Origin of the sequence: Rhizobium sp. WYJ-E13 (assembly GCF_018987265.1) — a bacterium.
Taxonomy (GTDB): domain Bacteria; phylum Pseudomonadota; class Alphaproteobacteria; order Rhizobiales; family Rhizobiaceae; genus Rhizobium.
The window spans coordinates 3082634-3101435 of sequence record NZ_CP076853.1; the positions used below are offsets into that span (position 1 = coordinate 3082634).

18 protein-coding genes are annotated in these 18802 nt (G+C 60.9%); 6 read left to right on the forward strand and 12 right to left on the reverse strand.

Annotation, left to right across the window (positions count from 1 at the left end; genetic code table 11):
* Nucleotides 1-15 precede the first annotated feature (15 nt).
* The 4 genes from KQ933_RS15495 (at nt 16) to KQ933_RS15510 (ending at nt 4552) form a co-directional block, all read left to right on the forward strand.
* On the forward strand, nt 16-1119 hold the full coding sequence (locus KQ933_RS15495; protein ID WP_216755713.1) for a glycosyltransferase family 2 protein: 1104 nt from the start codon (nt 16-18) through the stop codon (nt 1117-1119).
* Between the two features lie 100 nt (nt 1120-1219).
* Nucleotides 1220-2431: an alpha/beta hydrolase gene (locus tag KQ933_RS15500; RefSeq protein WP_216755714.1), complete on the forward strand. Its 1212-nt coding sequence runs from the start codon at nt 1220-1222 to the stop codon at nt 2429-2431.
* 110 nt (nt 2432-2541) lie between these two features.
* Nucleotides 2542-3561 (forward strand): formylglycine-generating enzyme family protein, encoded by a 1020-nt coding sequence (locus KQ933_RS15505; RefSeq protein WP_216755715.1) that lies wholly within the window; start codon nt 2542-2544, stop codon nt 3559-3561.
* A complete protein-coding gene (locus KQ933_RS15510) occupies nt 3536-4552 on the forward strand; it encodes an HAD family phosphatase (RefSeq protein WP_216755716.1) in 1017 nt (338 codons plus the stop codon). Before KQ933_RS15505 ends, KQ933_RS15510 begins: the two co-directional genes overlap by 26 nt.
* Nucleotides 4553-4593: 41 nt before the next feature.
* Here KQ933_RS15510 and KQ933_RS15515 read toward each other — a convergent pair whose 3' ends face one another.
* From KQ933_RS15515 to KQ933_RS15525, 3 genes are all read right to left on the reverse strand, one after another.
* Nucleotides 4594-5376 carry an outer membrane protein gene (locus KQ933_RS15515; protein ID WP_216755717.1) on the reverse strand — a complete coding sequence of 261 codons (783 nt, stop codon included), beginning with the start codon at nt 5374-5376 and terminating at the stop codon, nt 4594-4596.
* Nucleotides 5377-5579: 203 nt separating this feature from the next.
* Entirely contained in the window at nt 5580-7319 is a 1740-nt protein-coding gene (locus KQ933_RS15520) for a hypothetical protein (protein WP_216755718.1), read from the reverse strand.
* Nucleotides 7320-7445: 126 nt separating this feature from the next.
* Nucleotides 7446-7745 (reverse strand): hypothetical protein, encoded by a 300-nt coding sequence (locus tag KQ933_RS15525; protein WP_216755719.1) that lies wholly within the window; start codon nt 7743-7745, stop codon nt 7446-7448.
* Between the two features lie 230 nt (nt 7746-7975).
* On the opposite strand from KQ933_RS15525, the gene KQ933_RS15530 reads away from it, so the two are divergent.
* A complete protein-coding gene (locus KQ933_RS15530) occupies nt 7976-9913 on the forward strand; it encodes a mechanosensitive ion channel family protein (RefSeq protein ID WP_216755720.1) in 1938 nt (645 codons plus the stop codon).
* A 56-nt stretch (nt 9914-9969) separates the two neighbouring features.
* Here KQ933_RS15530 and KQ933_RS15535 read toward each other — a convergent pair whose 3' ends face one another.
* From KQ933_RS15535 to KQ933_RS15550, 4 genes are all read right to left on the reverse strand, one after another.
* Complete coding sequence (locus KQ933_RS15535; protein WP_216755721.1) at nt 9970-11025, reverse strand: nitronate monooxygenase family protein; 1056 nt, start codon at nt 11023-11025, stop codon at nt 9970-9972.
* A 124-nt stretch (nt 11026-11149) separates the two neighbouring features.
* Entirely contained in the window at nt 11150-11395 is a 246-nt protein-coding gene (locus KQ933_RS15540; RefSeq protein WP_216755722.1) for a 4-oxalocrotonate tautomerase family protein, read from the reverse strand.
* Nucleotides 11396-11459: 64 nt separating this feature from the next.
* Nucleotides 11460-12173, reverse strand: coding sequence for an SDR family NAD(P)-dependent oxidoreductase (locus tag KQ933_RS15545; protein ID WP_216755723.1), 714 nt, complete (start codon nt 12171-12173; stop codon nt 11460-11462).
* A gap of 48 nt (nt 12174-12221) precedes the next feature.
* Nucleotides 12222-13004 carry an MBL fold metallo-hydrolase gene (locus KQ933_RS15550; RefSeq protein ID WP_216755724.1) on the reverse strand — a complete coding sequence of 261 codons (783 nt, stop codon included), beginning with the start codon at nt 13002-13004 and terminating at the stop codon, nt 12222-12224.
* A 79-nt stretch (nt 13005-13083) separates the two neighbouring features.
* Between KQ933_RS15550 and KQ933_RS15555 the strand changes: the two genes are divergently transcribed.
* On the forward strand, nt 13084-13971 hold the full coding sequence (locus tag KQ933_RS15555) for a LysR family transcriptional regulator (RefSeq protein ID WP_216755725.1): 888 nt from the start codon (nt 13084-13086) through the stop codon (nt 13969-13971).
* A 27-nt stretch (nt 13972-13998) separates the two neighbouring features.
* On the opposite strand, the gene KQ933_RS15560 is transcribed toward KQ933_RS15555, so the two are convergent.
* Genes KQ933_RS15560 through KQ933_RS15580 form a run of 5 tightly spaced genes read right to left on the reverse strand, consistent with a single transcriptional unit; the run spans nt 13999 to nt 18801 of the window.
* On the reverse strand, nt 13999-14763 hold the full coding sequence (locus KQ933_RS15560; RefSeq protein ID WP_216755726.1) for a FadR/GntR family transcriptional regulator: 765 nt from the start codon (nt 14761-14763) through the stop codon (nt 13999-14001).
* A 24-nt stretch (nt 14764-14787) separates the two neighbouring features.
* Nucleotides 14788-15849, reverse strand: coding sequence for a four-carbon acid sugar kinase family protein (locus tag KQ933_RS15565; protein WP_216755727.1), 1062 nt, complete (start codon nt 15847-15849; stop codon nt 14788-14790).
* Nucleotides 15846-16838: an ABC transporter ATP-binding protein gene (locus KQ933_RS15570; protein ID WP_216755728.1), complete on the reverse strand. Its 993-nt coding sequence runs from the start codon at nt 16836-16838 to the stop codon at nt 15846-15848. The genes KQ933_RS15565 and KQ933_RS15570 overlap by 4 nt, the downstream gene beginning before the upstream one ends.
* Nucleotides 16838-17845 (reverse strand): ABC transporter ATP-binding protein, encoded by a 1008-nt coding sequence (locus tag KQ933_RS15575; RefSeq protein ID WP_216755729.1) that lies wholly within the window; start codon nt 17843-17845, stop codon nt 16838-16840. Before KQ933_RS15575 ends, KQ933_RS15570 begins: the two co-directional genes overlap by 1 nt.
* Nucleotides 17842-18801, reverse strand: a complete 960-nt coding sequence (locus KQ933_RS15580) for an ABC transporter permease (RefSeq protein WP_216755730.1) — start codon at nt 18799-18801, stop codon at nt 17842-17844. Before KQ933_RS15580 ends, KQ933_RS15575 begins: the two co-directional genes overlap by 4 nt.
* Nucleotide 18802: the final 1 nt, after the last annotated feature.

Here is an 18802-nt window from a genome sequence, read left to right on the forward strand (position 1 = left end):
TGTTCAGGAGTAGAAATGAGCGCTTTAACGACCAGCATCTCGCACTATGCCAAGGCGCGGCTGCGCCGTTCGCTGAAGGCCGGCCAAGTCACCTATGCCGGGCTGCGCGACAGCCTGAAGCAGGCCCGCCATGTCCTGATCTGCGTGATCCGCGACGAAGGACACCGGATGGAGTTCTTCCTGCAATATTATCGCGATCTCGGCGTCGAGCACTTCATCTGCATCGACAACGGTTCGAGCGACGGCACGGCCAAGCTCCTGTCCGGCATGAACGATGTTTCGCTGCTCTCGGCCACTGGCTCGTACAAGGCGGCGCGCTTCGGCAATGACTGGATCAACGCGGTCATGAACCGCCATTGCCAGCAAAAATGGGTTCTCTATGTCGATGCGGATGAGTTTCTCGTCTATCCGCATTGCGATACGCGCTCGATCAGCCAGCTGACCGCCTATATGGAATCCGTCGGCGCCCGCTCGTTGCGCTCGGTCATGATCGACATGTACAGCCGCAATCCCGTCAGCGAAAACATCTGCGAGCCCGGCCGCAATCCGCTCGATGTGTGCAGCCTCTTCGACCGCTCAGGCTATGAATCGCATTTCGACAGGAACAGCCGCACCATCTGGATCAAGGGCGGCGTGCGCGGCCGTGTCTATTTCCGCGGCCGCACCTGGGATGGTCCCGCACTCAACAAGATCCCGCTGATCTACGTATCCGGCGAGCGCCTCTATCTCAAATCCTCGCACCAGGTCTGGCCGCTCTCCCTCAACCTCGGCGAAATGCGCGGAGCCGTCGGCATCAGCGGTGCCCTCCTGCACTTCAAGTTCCTGTCGAGCTTCCTCCACAAGGTCGCCGACGTCGCAAACCGCTCGGAGCACACCGCCGAATACACGATGTATTCCTCCCCCGAAGACGCCCGGAACTTCGCCTACACTGGCACCGGCAGTTACCGCCACTGGAAGGACCTCTCCGACAACGGTCTTCTGCAGGGCGAAGGCTGGCAGCACTGGCGCAGCGCCTCCGATGCTGAAGTGAGGCAGAAGAGCTTACCTGCTCCGGAGAAAGCGACCTCTCCGACGCAAAGGGGCGATGTCATCTCAGGCGAAGCAACACCGTCGCGTTAACGCTTTGCGGGCGCGTATTAACGCCCGCGTTTACGGTAACTTACTTCCCCACGCAATCGTGCAGTCTATGGTGCCATTCTGGTGAAATCAGGAAGCGATCATGCTGAGACGCATTCTCCTCGCCGGGCTCTGCGTGCTTGCAGGCTGCGGCCATCCGACTGGGGTAATGACCCCTGTCGCTCTCACGACCGGAGCGCCGAAGACGGCGCAGGTGGACATGCTGGTGGCTACGACACGCCAGCCTTCCGGCGATCCCACGACGCTTTTTAACGGTGAGCGCAGTCCCAAGCCCTACCTGACGGACATCGCCATTTCCATTCCACCGAAACGTGCAGCCGGCACAGTTCAATGGCCCGATCGGTTGCCGCCGAACCCGGCAACTGATTTTGCCGTCACGCGGGTCCAGCAACTCGAGACACGAACAGATGGACGTGCCTGGTTCAAACAGCATCTTGTAGACGGACATGCCCTCGTCTTCGTACATGGCTTCAACAATACATACGAGGATTCCGTGTTCCGGCTGGCCCAGATCGTCCACGACAGCGGCATGAAGGCCACGCCGGTCCTTTTCACCTGGCCCTCGCGCGCCAAGCTGACAGCTTACGAATACGACAAGGAAAGCACGAATTATTCGCGCACAGCACTCGAACAGGCGCTGCGGATCCTCGCGCAGGATTCGAGCGTCAAGGATATCACCATCCTCGCCCACTCCATGGGAACCTGGCTCGCCATGGAATCCCTGCGCCAGATGGGCATTCGCGACGGACATGTGAACCCCAAGATCCGCGACGTCATTCTTGCCTCGCCCGATATCGACATACAGGTCTTCGCCAAACAGTACGTGGAGATGGGAACGCCCCATCCAAAGTTCACGATCTTCGTTTCGCAGGATGATCGGGCTCTGGCGGTATCGAGCTTCATCACCGGAAAAGTATCCCGGCTGGGCGCCATCGATCCCTCCAAGGAGCCCTATCGCAGCAGGCTGGAAGAGGCCGGCATTACTGCCATCGATCTGACGAAGGTCAACACGGGCGACAAGCTCAACCACGGCAAATTTGCCGAAAGCCCTGAGATCGTCCAGCTGATCGGCCAACGGTTGATAGCCGGCCAGCCTCTGACGGATTCCAATATCACCCTCGGCGAAGGTGTTGCCGCCGTCGTCGGCGGCACGGTGCAAACAGTGGGCAAGGTCGCTGGTACGGCCGTCGCCGCCCCGCTCGCGATCGCCGAACGTCCGCCGGTCGCTGCAAAGCCAGTGAAGGTCGAAGACACACTGCGCGCCGATCCGCAATCCAAGCCGCTGACACAGTGATGGCTTGATTTACGCGGCCGTTACATCTCGCAACACCGCCATTTACGGTAACGTACTTCCGCCCCCTGCGCTTACGCGCGAAGCTTTCAGCTCACACTCCGGAGGTGACGATGGCACTGGCATTCGGCGACGCACATGCCTCGAACGCAGCACCCGAAGGCATGGTCTGGATTCCCGGACGAACCTTCACCATGGGATCGAACGATCACTATCCGGAGGAGGCGCCTGCCCATCCCGTGAAGGTCGATGGTTTCTGGATCGATGACATCCCAGTCACGAACCGCAGGTTCACGGAATTCGTCAAGGCGACCGGTTATGTCACCTTCGCCGAAAAGACTCCCGACGCCAAGGATTACCCAGGCGCCAAACCCGAGATGTTACGTGCGGGATCGCTGCTCTTCTTCCAGCCGAACACCGTTAGCGGGCCCGATATCACGCAGTGGTGGACGTTCAAATTCGGCGCGAACTGGCACCGGCCGCGCGGCGGCATCAGCGACCTGCGCGGCAAACTCGACCATCCTGTCGTGCATGTGGCCTGGTGCGATGCGAAGGCCTATGCGGATTGGGCGGGGCTAGAACTGCCCACGGAAGCGGAATGGGAACTCGCTGCGCGTGGCGGCCTCGACGATGCGGAATTTGCCTGGGGTGACGAATTGATGCCGGGCGGCGTTCCCATGGCCAATACATGGCAGGGAACCTTCCCGGTGAAGTCCACGAAGCCGAAGGGCCACGAACGGACCTCGCCCGTTCGCAGCTTTCCGCCGAACGGCTATGGCCTTTACGACATGATCGGCAATGTCTGGGAATGGACCGCGGACTACTGGTCCGACCGCCATCCCGAACCATCGGCAAAAGCCTGCTGCATTCCGAACAATCCGCGCGGCGCAGGCGTGGAGGCGAGCTACGACCCGCGCCAGCCCGATATTCGTATTCCGCGCCGTGTGCTGAAAGGCGGCTCGCATCTTTGCGCACCGAATTACTGCCGCCGCTATCGCCCGGCCGCTCGCCATGCCGAGCCGGAGGACACTTCGACCAGCCATCTCGGTTTCCGCTGCATAAAAAGAGCACCCGCATCCCAGGAGCCCATGTCCCAGGAGAATGTCCATGAGCAGGTCCGCGCAAGCCGTTGACGCCAGCCTTGCCTCCCTCTTCGTTGCTCTCGTCCTACTGATTGCGGCGTCATGGAGCCCTGTCCTCGCGCAGGAACCGCTGCCTTCGTGGAACGGTACGCCTGCCAAAACCCGCATCATGGATTTCGTCGAGGCAACCGTCACCGAAGGCGGAGAAGGCTATGTCGCGCCCGCAAAGCGCATCGCCGTCTTCGACAATGACGGTACGCTGTGGTCCGAGCAGCCCTATTATGTACAGCTTGGCTTCATGCTCGACCGGGTCAAGACGCTCGCGCCGCAGCATCCCGAATGGAAGACCAGAGAACCCTTCAAGAGCATCCTCAGCGGCGACCTGAAAGGCGTCGCGAGAGGCGGTGAAAAGGGCATGGTAGACCTTGTAATGGCGACGCATGCCAACATGACGTCAGATGAATTCAGCAAAATCGTCACCGACTGGTTTGCGGCATCAAGACATCCGAAAACCGGCAAGCCCTATACCGACATGACCTATCTGCCGATGCGTGAACTGCTGGACTATCTGCGCGCCAACGATTTCCGGACCTTTATCGTCTCGGGCGGCGGCGTGGAGTTCATGCGTCCGGTGACGGAACAGCTTTACGGCATCCCGCCCGAGCAGGTGGTCGGCAGCACGATTGCCACCCAATATGATCTCGCCGGCGATGTGCCGGTTTTGAAACGCCTGCCGAAGATCGATTTCATCGACGACGGTCCCGGCAAGCCCGTCGGCATCAACAAGTTCATCGGCCAGCGGCCGATCTTCGTAGCCGGCAATTCGGATGGCGATTACGAAATGATGCGCTGGACGACATCAGGCAAAGGTCCCGGCTTCGCCATCCTGGTCCACCACACGGATGCCGATCGTGAATATGCTTATGACCGCGATTCAGCCTTCGGAAAGCTGGACAAAGCCCTGAACGAAGCCGAACGCCGGCACTGGCTGGTCGTCGACATGAAAAACGACTGGAAAAAGATCTTCGCTTTCGAGCAGTGACGAAGCGCTCGCGTGATTGCCACCAACGCTCTTGCGCAATCTTAGAAATGGAAGACCAGACCCAGAATCGGACCATGTTCGACGATGTCGTTGGTCAAGGTGTCGTCGCTGTAGTTCACGCCGAGGGCACGGTAACCGGCCATTGCGGAAATGGCATCGTTCCATTTGTAGCCGATACCCGCCATCACATCCCAGTCGAGATCAGCGCCACCAGCTCCGATCAGGCCCCACGCGGTCAGATAGACAGTGGGCGTGATCGAATATACACCTCGGACACCAGCCATGGCATCCACCCAGGTCGCATCATCCTTGGCTGAAGCCCCACCCAGGGGACCGCCGGAAAACGAGATCGTCGTTTCCGTATACCAGATTTTTACGCCGCCGATGACATCGAGCCGCCCCCGAGGATCTTCGAGAACCGTATAACCCGCGCCGATCAGCGCCGCAAACGTCTCTTGCTTCAGATCGACCTCATCGGCCAAAATCCCGCGCGGCGTAGCTGCGTCCGTCGTTATGCGGGAATAAATGATATCGGTCACGATGCTGAAGCGGTCATATCGGGCGTCACCTGCCACCATGAAGGCAAAATCGAGGTCGGAGAGAATATCACTGAAACTCTCGTCGACATGAACTTCCGGAAGACCGAAGACCGCCGCATCACCGGTTATGCCGGCGATCCAGAAATAGGGAGAAACTGAAAACGTCCATTTGTCGGGATTGGTGGGCTGCGGCTGCGGAGCGAGAACGGGAGCAATGTCGGCAGCTTGAGACATGACCGGAGCGGCCAGAATGGCCGCGGAAAGCAACAGCATGGTGGTTCGCATCAACAATCCCTCTGCTCACCGACAAAATTTCATCCGCCCTGTCGCAATAGGATACATCTGCGGCTCCAGACGGAAGTACGTTACGGTAAACCGCAGTGTAAATGTGATCGTAAACGAGCTTATCGCCGCGGAACTGGCCGCCGAAGGCGAGCTTTGCAGAAAGCCGAGGTCGAACAAGTACGTTGCCGTAAACGCGACCCGATTTACGGGTCGAGGGCACTTGTAACATCATTGAATGCGAACACTGCTCCAGCCTTGGCGAGACCTGCCTCGATCTCAGCCGAAAGCAGCGGCTGGAGGCGTTTTGCTTCCAGCTTCCGCCGGAGGGTCCGTTCGAAATCCGGATCCCTGCCCCGCACATCGGCAAGTCGCGCCTTGGCTTGATCGGAACCGAGCTGACCGAGTGCGGCAGCGCGCAAGGCGCGCACGACGAAATCCGCGCAGTTCACCTGCTCGGCAAGCAGTGAGGCCTCCGACCATTCGCCGCGGCGATAGGCATCGAGAGCAAGAACGAGCATGGCGTCGCGCGGCACAATATCGACGGCACGGCCGGCATCTTGCGCCATAGCAACACCAGCGTCGAAGTAACCGGCTGAAAACAGCACGAAAGCGAGCTTTGCCACAGCATCCGGATTGCTCGGGTTGAGCGAGATCGCCCGGTTTCCGGCCTGCAGCGCTGCATCGATGCGTCCATCGGCGAACTGCGTCATCATCAGCGCCACATAGGCGCGATCCGACATGGGGGCGATTGAAACCGCGCGGTTCGCCAGACCGAGAGCATGGTCGCGCACGACAGCATCTTCGGCCGCGGCCTCCGGCGCGATCAGGACGCGCGCAAGCAACGCCTCAGCGTCGGAATTGCTCGGATCGGCGGCAAGCGTCCGTTCGAGGCAGGAGCGCACCGCGGCCATATTGTCCGAACTGCCGTCATCAAGCTGAAATTCTGCACGCAGGACGCAGGCGTTGCCGATCGAGTCTGTGCTGCTGGCATGCGTTTCGATATTGTTGATCACCCCCCGCGTCGCTGCAAAGCGGCGCGCAAGAACATCGACGATCTCCTGGCGGGTCGCTGCCGGGCTCTTTCCGTCAATGGCAATCGTTTCCAGCCCCGATTTCAGGAGGTCGCCGGACTCGCTGTCGACGATCTGCCACCAGACACTCCTGAGATCGCCGTCGCCGTAATATTTCATGTCGATTTCATAAGCCCGTCCTGCAGCCTTCTGCGCTCGCGCACCGGCATAACCAGCCTTCGCCACCGTCAACGTCTGGAATTGCGTCAGCGCCGTCAACAGCATGTCACGCGTCTGGCTGGCCTCGCCTTGCATCCTAGTCTCAACCGCATCAATGGAAAGCGCGACCGACGGGCGGACTGTCAGGGACGGCTTCGAGGCATAGAGAACGACGCCGGCAGCGATCGCCGCGCAGAGCAGCAGCGCCATCCCCGTATGGACCATCAGGGGCCGGCGAAAAGGTGAAAGGGCATCGGAGCCTTCTACAGCCAGGCAAACAGGACCATCATCAGACGTCTCGGGCAGATCGCTTTCCAGCACCACTTCTTCTTCGTCATGCTCGTAAGGCACATACGACCGAGGGAAAAGCGTCACATAAGTACCCTTGGGAATGTGGATCGTCACATCCTGCTCGGCACCGAAAGCTTCGTAATAGTTCTCGACCGACGAACGCAGCCGGCTCACCTCGATGCGCACGATCGGATCGTTCGATGCATCGAAATTACTCGCTCGCCCGAGGACATCAAGTGCGATGGAATAGGCCTTGACCCCCTCTTCGCAGCCGGCAAAGCGCCGTTCCGCAAGATACCGCAGAATGGCCCGTTGTCGTTCCGTAGCATGGAATCTGGGATCGGACAGAATTCGTTCGAGTTCTGCCCTGGCCTCCGACAGCGATACTTCGCATGTCCTCGCGTTGTGTACTTCAGCACCCATGACCGCCCCGCACGCGCTGAATAGGCTAAAGCATAACAGGGACGTTTATCGCCGAGGCGGCGACAGGTTGCAACTGAAAATTCTAACAAAACCAGTAGGCGATCGGTTTTAACGTGACTCAGCGCCTCAATTCGGCACGTTAGAGCCGTGCTCCAAAACATATAGGATGATATCGGATTCGATTTCGGCACAGATGGTCTCGTATTCCACGACCATCGGACAATGCCCCTCCCCGGGCTGTCGCATGAGGCGCTCCAGGGCTAGGCTCGCTTCCTCATAAGCCTCAAAGAGATCGCTCAGCGAGCGGGATTTCGATGCGAGAAGCTGCAGTCTGCCCCGCACTGCGGGCAATTTCAGCATGAGCCGCCACAGCCCACGCTGTGCGGTTTCCGTGCAGTTCCACTTGATGCCTCCTTCCTTACCCATTGGAGATCCGGGCCTCCTGCTCATCCCGCCGACTATGGAGCGACAGGTGCAAGATGGAAGTACGTTACCGTAAATCCGCCGCCATTTACGCCTCTTACCCCGCTTTTACGCCGGAGTTTACCGTAAAGTACTCCCATAAACGCATCGGCTGTGCTCATCCTTCCAGCGTGGAAGGATGAGCACATGGACAGATGGGTGACGACCTCTGCTGCCGCCGGGAGACATAACAAATGATCAGGCTGGCGGTATATCTTCTGGCTTTCCTCGTCGTGACCGCGGCGACGGCACAGACCGCGCCACCGCCACCCCAGCAAAAAATCGACCAGTTGATAGGCCTGCTGCAGGATCCTGAGATCCAAACATGGCTGGAAAGCCGGAAGAAGGAGCAGGACGCAACAGCCGCAGCCGCCCAGCCATCAGGCTTTGCGACTTGGGAAGAGCGGCTGCGCTCGCGCATCCATGGTATTGTTGCTGCAGTTCCGCGCATCCCCTCCGAAGTGTCCGAAGGCGCCGCTCGTGCTCGCCAGGATGCCGTATCGCATGGCTATGCGCCGATCTTCCTGATTTTTGCCGGCCTGGTCGCTGCAGGCGCGGCCGCCGAATGGCTCTTCAGGCGCGCCCGGTCTCCCTCGATCGGCCCGGTCGCTCGCCTTCTTCCGGTCGCGGTTTTCACCCTGGTCGTTGCAATCATATTCTTCGCCGTTGAATGGCCGCCGCTCGCCCGGCTGGTTCTGCTCGCCTACTTGGTCGCCTTCGTCATCTACCGCGTAGCCGCTGTCTTGATTGGCCTCGTGGAGAGCATCCGCCCCTCACTCGCCATCCGCGCCCAGCTTTTTGTCGGCATCGCACTGTTTGCCGCGGCAACCGCAACGCTCGGCGCACCGCTTGGCGTCGATCAGGCAGTCACGGAGGCCATCTCCTATTGTTTTTCTCTTCTTCTGCTGGCGCTCGCGATCGAAACGGTCTGGTCGGCATTGGCCCGGTCCATTGTCATAAAAGCAGGCCTCACCGCCTTCCTCGCCCTGTTGTGGATCCTCTGGTGCCTTGATCTGCAAGGCCTTTTCTGGCTCGGCGTCTACGCTCTCGTCCTGCCGGATCTGTTGCGCGCCATAGGCAGAGCAGCGGCGACGCTCACGACGGCGCCGTCAGGAAGCGCCAGGAGCATATTGCTCGTCCGCGGCAGCCGGGCGATCATCATAGCACTCGCCGTTGGCTGGCTGGCTCTCGTCTGGCGCCTCAGTCCGGATTCCCTTGCAAATCAGAACGCGACGTTAGCCGCCGTCCTCCATGGACTGCTGAAAGGTATCATCGTGCTGCTGATTGCCGATCTTCTCTGGCAGCTTGCCAAGGGCTGGATCGACCGCACCATTACAACCTCGGCAGATGCGACCGGCCTCGCCCCTGCCGAAGTGGCGAAACGCGCGCGATTCCGGACATTACTGCCGATCTTCCGCAACGCGCTGGCCGTCATGGTGGCGGTCATGGCCGGCCTGATTGTGCTGGCGCAGCTCGGCGTCGAGATCGGTCCGCTGATCGCCGGCGCTGGCATCTTCGGCGTGGCGATCGGCTTCGGTTCGCAGACCCTCGTCAAGGACGTCATCAGCGGCGTTTTCTATATGCTCGATGACGCCTTCCGTGTCGGCGAATATATACAGGCGAAAAACTACAAGGGAACGGTAGAAGGCTTCAGCCTGCGCTCGGTGCGGCTGCGCCACCATCGCGGCCCCGTCTTCACTGTACCCTTCGGAGAGCTCGGCGCTGTGGAAAACATGAGCCGCGACTGGGTGATCGACAAGTTCCGTATCTCGGTCGCCTACAACACCGACATCAACAAGGCCCGCAAGATCACCAAGACGATCGGAGCAGAGTTGAAAGAAGATGCCGAGCTCGGCCCGCTTTTCATCGAACCGCTCAAGATGAAGGGCGTCGAGGAATTCGGCGACTACGGCATCGTCCTGAGCTTCGCCATGACGACGGTGCCCGGCATGCAGACCTATATCCGCCGCAAGGCCTACGCCATGATCCGCGAAGCCTTCCAGAACAACGGCATCGAATTCGCCCAGCCGATGGTGCAGGTCGGCGGCGACGACAAGAACGGCGCTGCTGCCGCCGCAACAGCCACGCTCCGCGCCGCCCAGCAGGCGAAGGCCGCCGGCACGGAGGGCTGAAATGACCGTCGCGGAGTCCGGGCAGGGCACCCGCACCCGCATCATGCGCGGCGCCCCTAGTCGGCTTCGACGAGATAACGCGTGAGCTCGGCGCTCGACATTTCGCGTGCAAGACTTGCGGCTTGACCAGCCCACATATTGCTGAAGTCCGACCTGCCTTCTTTTTCGGTCACAGCCCTCAGCGGCGCCAGCGCGCCGCCGGCGGTCGGGAATGCCGGCGCAGTCTTCGACAGCGGTCCGATCTCCCGCATGATGCGATTGACGATGCCGCGAGCCGGGCGGCCGGTAAAGATATTGGTGAGGGCCGTATTGTCGTCCCGTGCCGATTTCAGCGCTTCACGGTGGAAGGCGGTAACCTTTGCTTCCGGTGTCAGCAGATAGGCCGTACCCACCTGAACCGCGGACGCACCAAGCACAAAAGCAGCGCGGACACCACGCCGGTCGCTGATGCCGCCAGCCGCAATGACGGGCACGGGAACGGCATCGACGATCTGCGGTACGAGCGCCATGGTGCCGACCTGCGTTATCATGTCATCGCTCAGAAAATTGCCCCGGTGACCGCCTGCTTCCAGCCCCATCGCGATGACCGCATCGACACAGCGTTCCACCAGCCAGCGCGCCTCTGCGACTGTCGTTGCCGAGGCGATGATTTTCGCGCCAGTGCGCCGCACGCGCTCCAGCAGGTCCTGCTCCGGCAGACCAAAATGGAAGCTGACGACCTCCGGCCGGTAGCTTTCGACGAGTGTGCAATAGTCGTTATCGAACGGCGCCCGCGCAGCCGTTGGAACCGGTGCAGCGGGATCCAGCCCCAACTCGACGTAATAGGGTGCGAGCACAGTGCGCCATCTCATCTGGGCAACGGCGTCAGTTGCCGGATTGGTATGTGCGAAGAAATTCACATTGATCGGCTTTGATGTCGCAGAGCGTATCTGATCAAGCGCAGCTTTTGTCTGTTCTGTTGTCAGGAGTGCTGCGGGAAGCGACCCGAGACCGCCGGCTTCGCTGGTCGCGATCACCATCTCAGGCGTGGTCGCACCCGCCATTGGGGCCTGAATGATGGGAAGTTCGATCCCGAAGAGGTCGATGATACGATTGTCCTGCCAGTTGCCCATGACGCGATATCCCTGCGTTTCACTTGACTGCAAAGCGAATGGCGGCCCTGACGGCCGCCACGCTATTTGTTTTCGCAATTCCGGACACAAAACCGCTAAGCACTTTTGCTGGAATTGCTCCGTATTATTTCTGTTTCGCTGCCTTTTCAGCAAGCTGCTTGCGATATTCGGGCACAGGCAGACCGCCCACCCCCCAGCTCTCCATCTCGATTTCATCGATGACGACGAAGGTGCTGTCATGCGGCTTGCCCATGATGTCGAAGAGCAGATCGCTGATACCCTTGATGAGGGCGGCCTTCTGTTCCGGCGTGGTGCTGCTTGCACCCGGAGCCGTGCCTTCTCGTGTCACCTTGATATTCACATAAGGCATTGTCGTTCTCCTTGAAGGACGGGCGCTCTTCAGGCGCGCCGTCCGTTGCTTCCCCTTGCAGCCATTACCAACGGCCGGCGTGCTGGCCGCCATCGACATTCAGCGTCTCGCCGGTCACGAAGCCGGCATGCTCCAGATAAAGCACGGCATCGACGATTTCGCTCACCTCGCCCAACCGGCCGACCGGGTGCAGGTCCTTGAGGAAATCATGCGTTTCCGGCGCATGCATGGGCGTCCTGATGATGCCCGGCGCGACCGCATTCACGCGAATACCGCTCTTGGCATATTCGATGGCGAGCCCGCGCGTAACGGCATCGAGACCGCCCTTGGTCAGCGTCGCAAGACCCGTGGGAACACCGGCGATCGGCTGATCCACAAGGGCCGTCGTAATCTGAACGATGTGACCATGGCCCTGCTTCAGCATCTGGGCGATGGCAAACTGCGTGATGTGGAAGAAGCCGGCAACGTTGACGTTGATGACGTTATCGAAATCTTCGACGGTGTAATCGGTGAACGGCTTGCCGATGAAGATACCGGCATTGTTGATCAGCGTGTCGACACGACCGAAACGCTCCACGGCCGTCTTGATCACCTGTTCGGCGACAGCGCGCGCACCGACGTTGCCGGGGACTGCGATAACGCCCGTATCGGACGACGGCTGGATGTTGCGGGAGTTGGCGACAACAACGTACCCTTCCTTGCGATAGGCCTCGACGATACCTGCGCCGATACCCTGCGAAGCACCGGTAACGACTGCGACTTTCTGTTCATTGCTCATGATATGTCTCCTTGGAAGATCGGCGCTTTGCGCCACGTGTTGGGATGTTCAGGCCGTCAGGTCGACGACGAGCGGTTTGCCTTTTTCGAAGAGCTTCAGGCGGTCATCGAGGTTGAAGACCGAGAAAGCGTGCGCGAGCTGGTCCTGATTTTCGCGGAAGTGTACCCAGCCTTCGTTATGCGCAGGCACGAGCAGCGCGTTCGGGAAGGCATGTGCCGCCTCCAGAGCATCTTCGCTGCCCATCGTCATGTGGAAGCGGCCACGGGGCTCGGCAGCGCCCGTAAACAACAGCACGACTTTGGGAGAAAAGAGCCGCGCAACCTCGGCCGTGCCCTCGTACCAGACCGTGTCGCCGGTCACGTAGAGAAAGTCGCCAGGCTTTTCGCGGCCGAGTGCGAAGCCGACGACATCGCCGGAAATCGGCTCGATACCGACAGGACCGTGACGGGCCGGTGTTGCCGTGACCAGCAGCCTCTCGCCACCGGCGCCTTCCAGCGTGGCGGTTTCGAATGGAGCAAGCCCAAGGGCATTACCACCCAGCCGCTTCGCACCGGTCTGGGTCGTGTAGGTAGTGCCGACCGTCGGCAGCATCGCCCGGCCGGCACTATCGAGATTGTCGAGGTGCTGGTCGTGGCTGAGCAACACTGCATCCAGCCGGCCGATCTGCTCGACCGACAATGCAGGACCGGAGGTTTTTTCGAAGCGTACGGGCTTTTCCCTGTAGAGGCCCGGCGGGTCGAATGTCGGATCGGTCAGAAGCCGAAGCGCGCCGTATTCGATCAGCACGGTCGGTCCGCCGATAAGCGTAAGATTGAGACTGGAAGAACTCATGTTCGGCAACCCTTCTGTTTCAAGGTCGCCTCCTGTCTAGTCCCGTTTCCTTCTGCGAAAAATTCGCTATTCTTTGTCAATGGCTGATAAAAAACGCACAGAGCCGGACTGGCAGGACATCAGGGTCTTTCTCGCGCTCGGACGGCACGGAAGCCTATCGGCCGCCGCCCGGACGCTGCGCGTCAACCATGCGACGATCGCCCGCCGGCTTCATTCGCTGGAGGAAACGCTCGGCGAAAAACTCGTCGAGCGTCGCCCGGACGGCTACGTGCTGACCCCAGCTGGGACCCGTGCGCTCACCGCAGCAAGCGACATGGAAGCCTCCGTCCAGACGCTCGGACGGGGCTGGAAGGATGACACGCCGAAAGGCCTGGTGCGCATCAACGCCTCGCCCGCACTCTCGCAAGGCTTCCTGATCCCCCGTTTGGCGGAGATCACCAAACAATATCCGGGCCTCGATATCGACCTCGCGACTGACCTGCGCACCATAAGCCTCGAACGTCACGAGGCCGACATCGCCATACGCCTGGGAAAACCGCAGGACGGCGATTTGATCGCCAAGCAACTTGCGACGATCGGATACGGCTTTTACGGAACGCAGGAGGTTTGCCGGCAGGTCGAAAACGGCGCCGAACCCGTCTTCATCGGATTTGACGAGGTAAACGGCTATGTGCCCGAGGCGATCTGGCTGGCCCGCCACTTCTCGCACGCGCGCGTGTCTTTCCGCACCAACAATCAGGTTTCCCAGGCGATGGCTGCCAAATCAGGCGCAGGTCTGGCACTCCTGCCGCATTACATCGGCCGTCTGGAAGGAAACCTCTACCCCTGCCCGCTCGAACTAGTCCCGCCGCCGCGGGAAGCCTGGCTTCTCACCCGACGCCAGCAGCGCAAGGATCTGCCGATCCGGACCGCCGCCGAATACATCACCAAGATATTCGCGACGGAACAAGCTTTATTCGAGGAATGAGACCTCAACACCCGAAGCCGGGCTTCCTCAGAAGGACAGGTCGAGCACACGGCCTTCGAACAGGCGATCCCGCGAACCCTCGAGATGCGCCCGCATCAGGTCACGGGCATCTTCCGCCCTGCCCTCGGCGATCGCCTTGTAGATTTCGTTATGCTCCTGGTACACCTGCTCCAGGCCCGGCCGCGGACCAAGCAACGAAAGCCCATGCAGATGCATGCCGACGGCGATATGCGCTTTCAGCGCATCCATGGAGGCGGTGTAATAGTGGTTGTTGGCTGCCTCGGTGACGGCGCGGTGGAAGACGAAATCGGCGTCCACCCGGTGAAGCTGATGGCTGGTCGCCTCACGCAGGTCTGCAAGCGCGGCCGCGATTTTCTGGATCGCGGCATCGTCACGGCGCTTGGCGGCAAAATAGGCGGCCGCCGGTTCGATCGTCAGGCGAAATTCGTAGCAGCGCTGGATATCGGCAATCGTCTTGACCGGCGAATAGGCCAGCTGGGCCGTTGGCGAACCATGCGCGCTGACGAATGTGCCGGCTCCCTGCCTTGCATAGACGATCCCCTGCTCGCGCAGGCGTGCCAGCGCATCGCGCACGATCGGGCGCGAGACGCCGAGCATCGAAGCCAGTTCGTGTTCGCCCGGAAGGCGTGAATCCGGCGGGTAATTGCCGGCGCGGATGCGTTCCATCAACTGGTCGAGGACACGGTCGACCAGCTTCACGGCCCTGCCGCGCTCCGGCCGCGCCTGAGGCGCAGCTTCAGGATTCACCGATCCGCCATTCGCTTCGTCCACTCTCATTCTCCCTGCTGGCATCCGTTACGCCGCCTGATTCCGAACGATCAGTCTTAGCAAACTATCGGAATTGCCGAAGCCCCCCGACTTGACGGCACATCGAAATTGCCGCCCGTTGACGCCGGTCACGTCAAACCACGGAATACCGGCCTCGATTTCCCCCTTCGGCAACAGGACCGAAACGCCCAGTTCACGGAAAACGGCAAGCGCAGTATCGCCGCCGCCCACCATGATCATATCCGGGTTCGTATCATCTATGACCGATTTCACGCCCTGCGCAAAGCGAGCGGCAACAAGCGCGGCATCGCTCTTGATCTCGCCGGTGCAGCGCAGCAGTGCCGGCAGCGCCAACCCCTCGCCGCTTTCGACCGCACCCATCGGCGCATCGACGACGATGCGAAGTACATGCGAGGCCTCGAGACGATCCATCTGCACGGCCGTGATGGGATCGCGGGAGCCGAAGGCAAACAGCGTCTTCCGCGTCGCAAGAAATTCGGGCACCAGCCGCGCAGTTCCGCCGAGCCGTCGCGCCAGGGCCGAACCCAGACCACGGGCGCCGACGGCAAGGGTGGAAAGCCAGTCGTTCTCCACGACGACAATATCGAGATCGGCATCGTCTTCGGCATCGGCAACCATCACGTCACGGCCAAATCCGGCAAAGAGGTCGGCTATCGGCAAAGGATGCTCCACACCGCGCCCAACTACGCAACCACGATAGGTGATCCGCTCCTGATCGGGAATGGCAGGTGCCATGAGGATTGTCTTGAGACCCAGCACATCTGCCAGCGCAGTGCTTTCGGCTGCGATATTGCCCTTCAGCCGGGAGTCGATCTTCTTCATGAAGATTGCCGACCCGGCAGCGCGCAGGGTCTCGGCAACGGCCCGCACACGCGCGGCCGCTTCCTCCTCCGGCAGGCTGCGCGAGGCAGTATTGACCACAACGACTTCGGCGCCGGTTTCCAGCGCCATGCCAGCCGCTTCGACATCGATCGCGACGGCGACTGACAACCCGGCCTCTATAAAGGGTGTGCCCGTATCGAGCGAGCCGGTCAGGTCGTCGGCAATGATGGCGACTTTCAACGTCATGAAGTCTGCCCCGGATTGACCGCATGGCAGGCAACGAGATGGCCGGGCTTCGCTTCCTTCCATTCCGGAATGACCTTGCTGCAAACCTCCATGGCGATCGGGCAGCGCGTGTGGAAACGACAGCCTGTCGGCGGATTCAGCGGGCTTGGCACATCGCCCTGCAGGATCTGACGCTTACGTGTCCGCTCAAGCTCCGGATCGGTTTCCGGCACGGCTGAAAGCAGCGCCTTCGTATAGGGATGCAGCGGATTGTCGAAGAGCTCTTCACGCGTTGCAAGCTCGGCCAGACGGCCGAGATACATGACGCCGACGCGGGTGCTGATATGACGTACCACCGCCAGGTCATGCGCGATGAAGAGATAGGTCAGGCCATATTTTTCCTGCAAATCGAGCAGCAGGTTGATGATCTGTGCCTGGATCGACACGTCGAGCGCCGAAATCGCCTCGTCGCAGACGATGAACTTCGGCTGACAGGCAAGCGCACGCGCAATGACGACGCGCTGGCGCTGGCCGCCCGAGAGCTCGTGCGGGTAACGCTGGGCAAACCGCGTCGGCAGGCCGACATCCGTCAGCAGGGCCGCAACCTTGTCCTTGAGCTCGGTCTTGGTGGCGAGCTTGTGGAAGAGGATCGGCTCGCCGATCGCCTCTCCGACCGTCATGCGCGGGTTCAGCGTTGAATAGGGATCCTGGAAGACGATCTGCAGGTCACGGCGGAAGGGCCGCATCTGCTTTTCGTCCAGCGCCGCGAGATCCTGGCCCTTGTAGACAACCTTGCCGCTCGTCGCCTTGTAGAGATTGAGGATGGTGAAGCCGGTCGTCGACTTGCCGCAGCCGGATTCACCCACGAGGCTCAGCGTCTCGCCTTCCATGATCTCGAGATTCACGTTGTCGAGCGCATAGACGGTCGCCGAACGCTCGCCGAAAGCCCCGAGCTTGACATGAAAATGCTTGACGAGGTTTTCGACCTTCAGGAGCGGTTGAGCACCCATCACGCGGCCTCCTGCATTCTCTGGACGACGAAACAGGCAGCGCGGTGTGCGCTGTTGCCGGAAACCGGCTCCAGCCGCGGCACACGCTCATGACAGACGGCTTCCGCCAGCGGGCACCGCGGTGCAAAGGGGCAGCCGCTGGGGCGACGGCCGGGCTCGGGTGGCGTGCCGCCGATTGAGGACAGGCGGCTTGCGGGCGCATCCGAAAGCTTCGGGATCGAGGACAAGAGGCCACGTGTATAGGGATGGCTGGGACGAGCATAGAGCTCGTCCACCGGCGCATCTTCCACGACCGTGCCGGCATAGAGCACGGCGACGCGATCGACGAGACCGGCGATCAGCGCGAGGTCGTGGGTGATCCAGACGACGGACATGCCGAGCTTGGCGCGCAGATCCTTCACCAGATCGACGATCTGGGCCTGGATCGTCACATCGAGTGCGGTCGTCGGCTCGTCGGCGATCAGCAGCTTCGGATTGCAGGCAAGGCCGATCGCGATCATCACGCGCTGGCGCATGCCGCCGGACAGCTCGTGCGGATAGGCCATCAGCCGCTCTTCCGGTCCCGGAATGCCGACGAGACGCAGAAGCTCGACGGCGCGAGCCCGTGCCTCTTTCTTCGACATCTTGCGGTGATAGATCAGCGGCTCGCAGATCTGGTCGCCGATGCGCATCACAGGATTGAGCGAGGTCATCGGATCCTGGAAGACGAAACCGACATCGCCGCCGCGCACCTTGCGCAACTCGCCGTTCGACATCTTCTGCAGGTCGCGCCCGTCAAACGTCGCCGAACCCTTCGCTACCTTGATCTTGTTCGGCAGAAGCCGCATCAGGCTCAGCATGGTCAGGCTCTTGCCGCAGCCGGATTCACCGACGACGCCCAGCGTCTCACCCTTGTTGACGTAGAGATCGATGCCGTCGACCACAACGGCCGGGCCGCGGCGCGTATCGATCTCGATGGTGAGATCCTTCACGTCCAGCAGGCGTTCATTGCTTGGTGCGTTCATCATTTGCCGCCTCGCGGATTGAGTGCGTCGTTGAGACCATCGCCGAGGAAGCTGAAGGCTACCGAGGCAAGGCCGAGCACCGCCGCCGGAGCGGCGAGGAGATGCGGATAATGCTGCCAGACACGCAGGCCGTCCGAGATCATGTTACCCCAGCTCGGCGTGGGCGGATTGACGCCAACACCGAGGAAGCTGAAGGCACTTTCCAGCACCATGGCGGTGCCGAGGCCGGCGCTGACGGAAACGATCAGCGGCCCGAGCGCATTCGGCACGATATAGCGCAGGATGACGATCCAGTTGGAAAGGCCGAGCGCCTGTGCCGCCATGACATAGGGGCGATTGCGGATCGACAGGACCTGGGCGCGGACGAGGCGCGCATAGGGCGGCCAGGAGATCAGCGCCATTGAGCCGAAGACGAGGAGAAAATCTACCCAAACAGTCTGGCGATAGAAGGGATTGAGGGTCGCGAGATACTGCGCCTCCATCCACCTGGTGATCGGCGTTTTCAGCGATGCATTGATGACGACGACGAGCAGCAGGTTCGGCACCGACATCGTCATATCGGTCAGCCACATGATGACCCGATCGAACGGATTGCCGAAGAAGCCGGCGACAGCGCCGAGCACGAGCCCGATCAGGACAGCGATGAAGGTGACGATGACGGCGACGAGGAAGGCTGTGCGCGTGCCGAACACGATACGGCTGAAGACGTCGCGACCAAGATCATCGGTACCGAAGAAATGCGCCAGCGACGGTGGCGCATTGCGCGAAGCGAGATCCTGGCTGAGATAGTCATAAGGCGTGAGAGCGGGGCCGAAGATCGCCGTGAAGGCGAGGATCACGATCACGATCAGACCGAAGATTGCAAGCTTGTTGCGCCTCAGGCGATGCCAGGCATCACGCCACAGATTGACGGGCGGCTCCTCGGCCGTATCGATCGTCGAAAGAGGGATTGCGGACATG

Coding starts and splice junctions, on each gene's coding strand:
- KQ933_RS15495 (WP_216755713.1), top strand. CDS start 16: ATGAGCGCTTTAACGACCAGCATCTCGCACTATGCCAAGGCGCGGCTG.
- KQ933_RS15500 (WP_216755714.1), top strand. CDS start 1,220: ATGCTGAGACGCATTCTCCTCGCCGGGCTCTGCGTGCTTGCAGGCTGC.
- KQ933_RS15505 (WP_216755715.1), top strand. CDS start 2,542: ATGGCACTGGCATTCGGCGACGCACATGCCTCGAACGCAGCACCCGAA.
- KQ933_RS15510 (WP_216755716.1), top strand. CDS start 3,536: ATGAGCAGGTCCGCGCAAGCCGTTGACGCCAGCCTTGCCTCCCTCTTC.
- KQ933_RS15515 (WP_216755717.1), bottom strand. CDS start 5,376: ATGCGAACCACCATGCTGTTGCTTTCCGCGGCCATTCTGGCCGCTCCG.
- KQ933_RS15520 (WP_216755718.1), bottom strand. CDS start 7,319: ATGGGTGCTGAAGTACACAACGCGAGGACATGCGAAGTATCGCTGTCG.
- KQ933_RS15525 (WP_216755719.1), bottom strand. CDS start 7,745: ATGGGTAAGGAAGGAGGCATCAAGTGGAACTGCACGGAAACCGCACAG.
- KQ933_RS15530 (WP_216755720.1), top strand. CDS start 7,976: ATGATCAGGCTGGCGGTATATCTTCTGGCTTTCCTCGTCGTGACCGCG.
- KQ933_RS15535 (WP_216755721.1), bottom strand. CDS start 11,025: ATGGGCAACTGGCAGGACAATCGTATCATCGACCTCTTCGGGATCGAA.
- KQ933_RS15540 (WP_216755722.1), bottom strand. CDS start 11,395: ATGCCTTATGTGAATATCAAGGTGACACGAGAAGGCACGGCTCCGGGT.
- KQ933_RS15545 (WP_216755723.1), bottom strand. CDS start 12,173: ATGAGCAATGAACAGAAAGTCGCAGTCGTTACCGGTGCTTCGCAGGGT.
- KQ933_RS15550 (WP_216755724.1), bottom strand. CDS start 13,004: ATGAGTTCTTCCAGTCTCAATCTTACGCTTATCGGCGGACCGACCGTG.
- KQ933_RS15555 (WP_216755725.1), top strand. CDS start 13,084: ATGGCTGATAAAAAACGCACAGAGCCGGACTGGCAGGACATCAGGGTC.
- KQ933_RS15565 (WP_216755727.1), bottom strand. CDS start 15,849: ATGACGTTGAAAGTCGCCATCATTGCCGACGACCTGACCGGCTCGCTC.
- KQ933_RS15570 (WP_216755728.1), bottom strand. CDS start 16,838: ATGGGTGCTCAACCGCTCCTGAAGGTCGAAAACCTCGTCAAGCATTTT.
- KQ933_RS15575 (WP_216755729.1), bottom strand. CDS start 17,845: ATGATGAACGCACCAAGCAATGAACGCCTGCTGGACGTGAAGGATCTC.
- KQ933_RS15580 (WP_216755730.1), bottom strand. CDS start 18,801: ATGTCCGCAATCCCTCTTTCGACGATCGATACGGCCGAGGAGCCGCCC.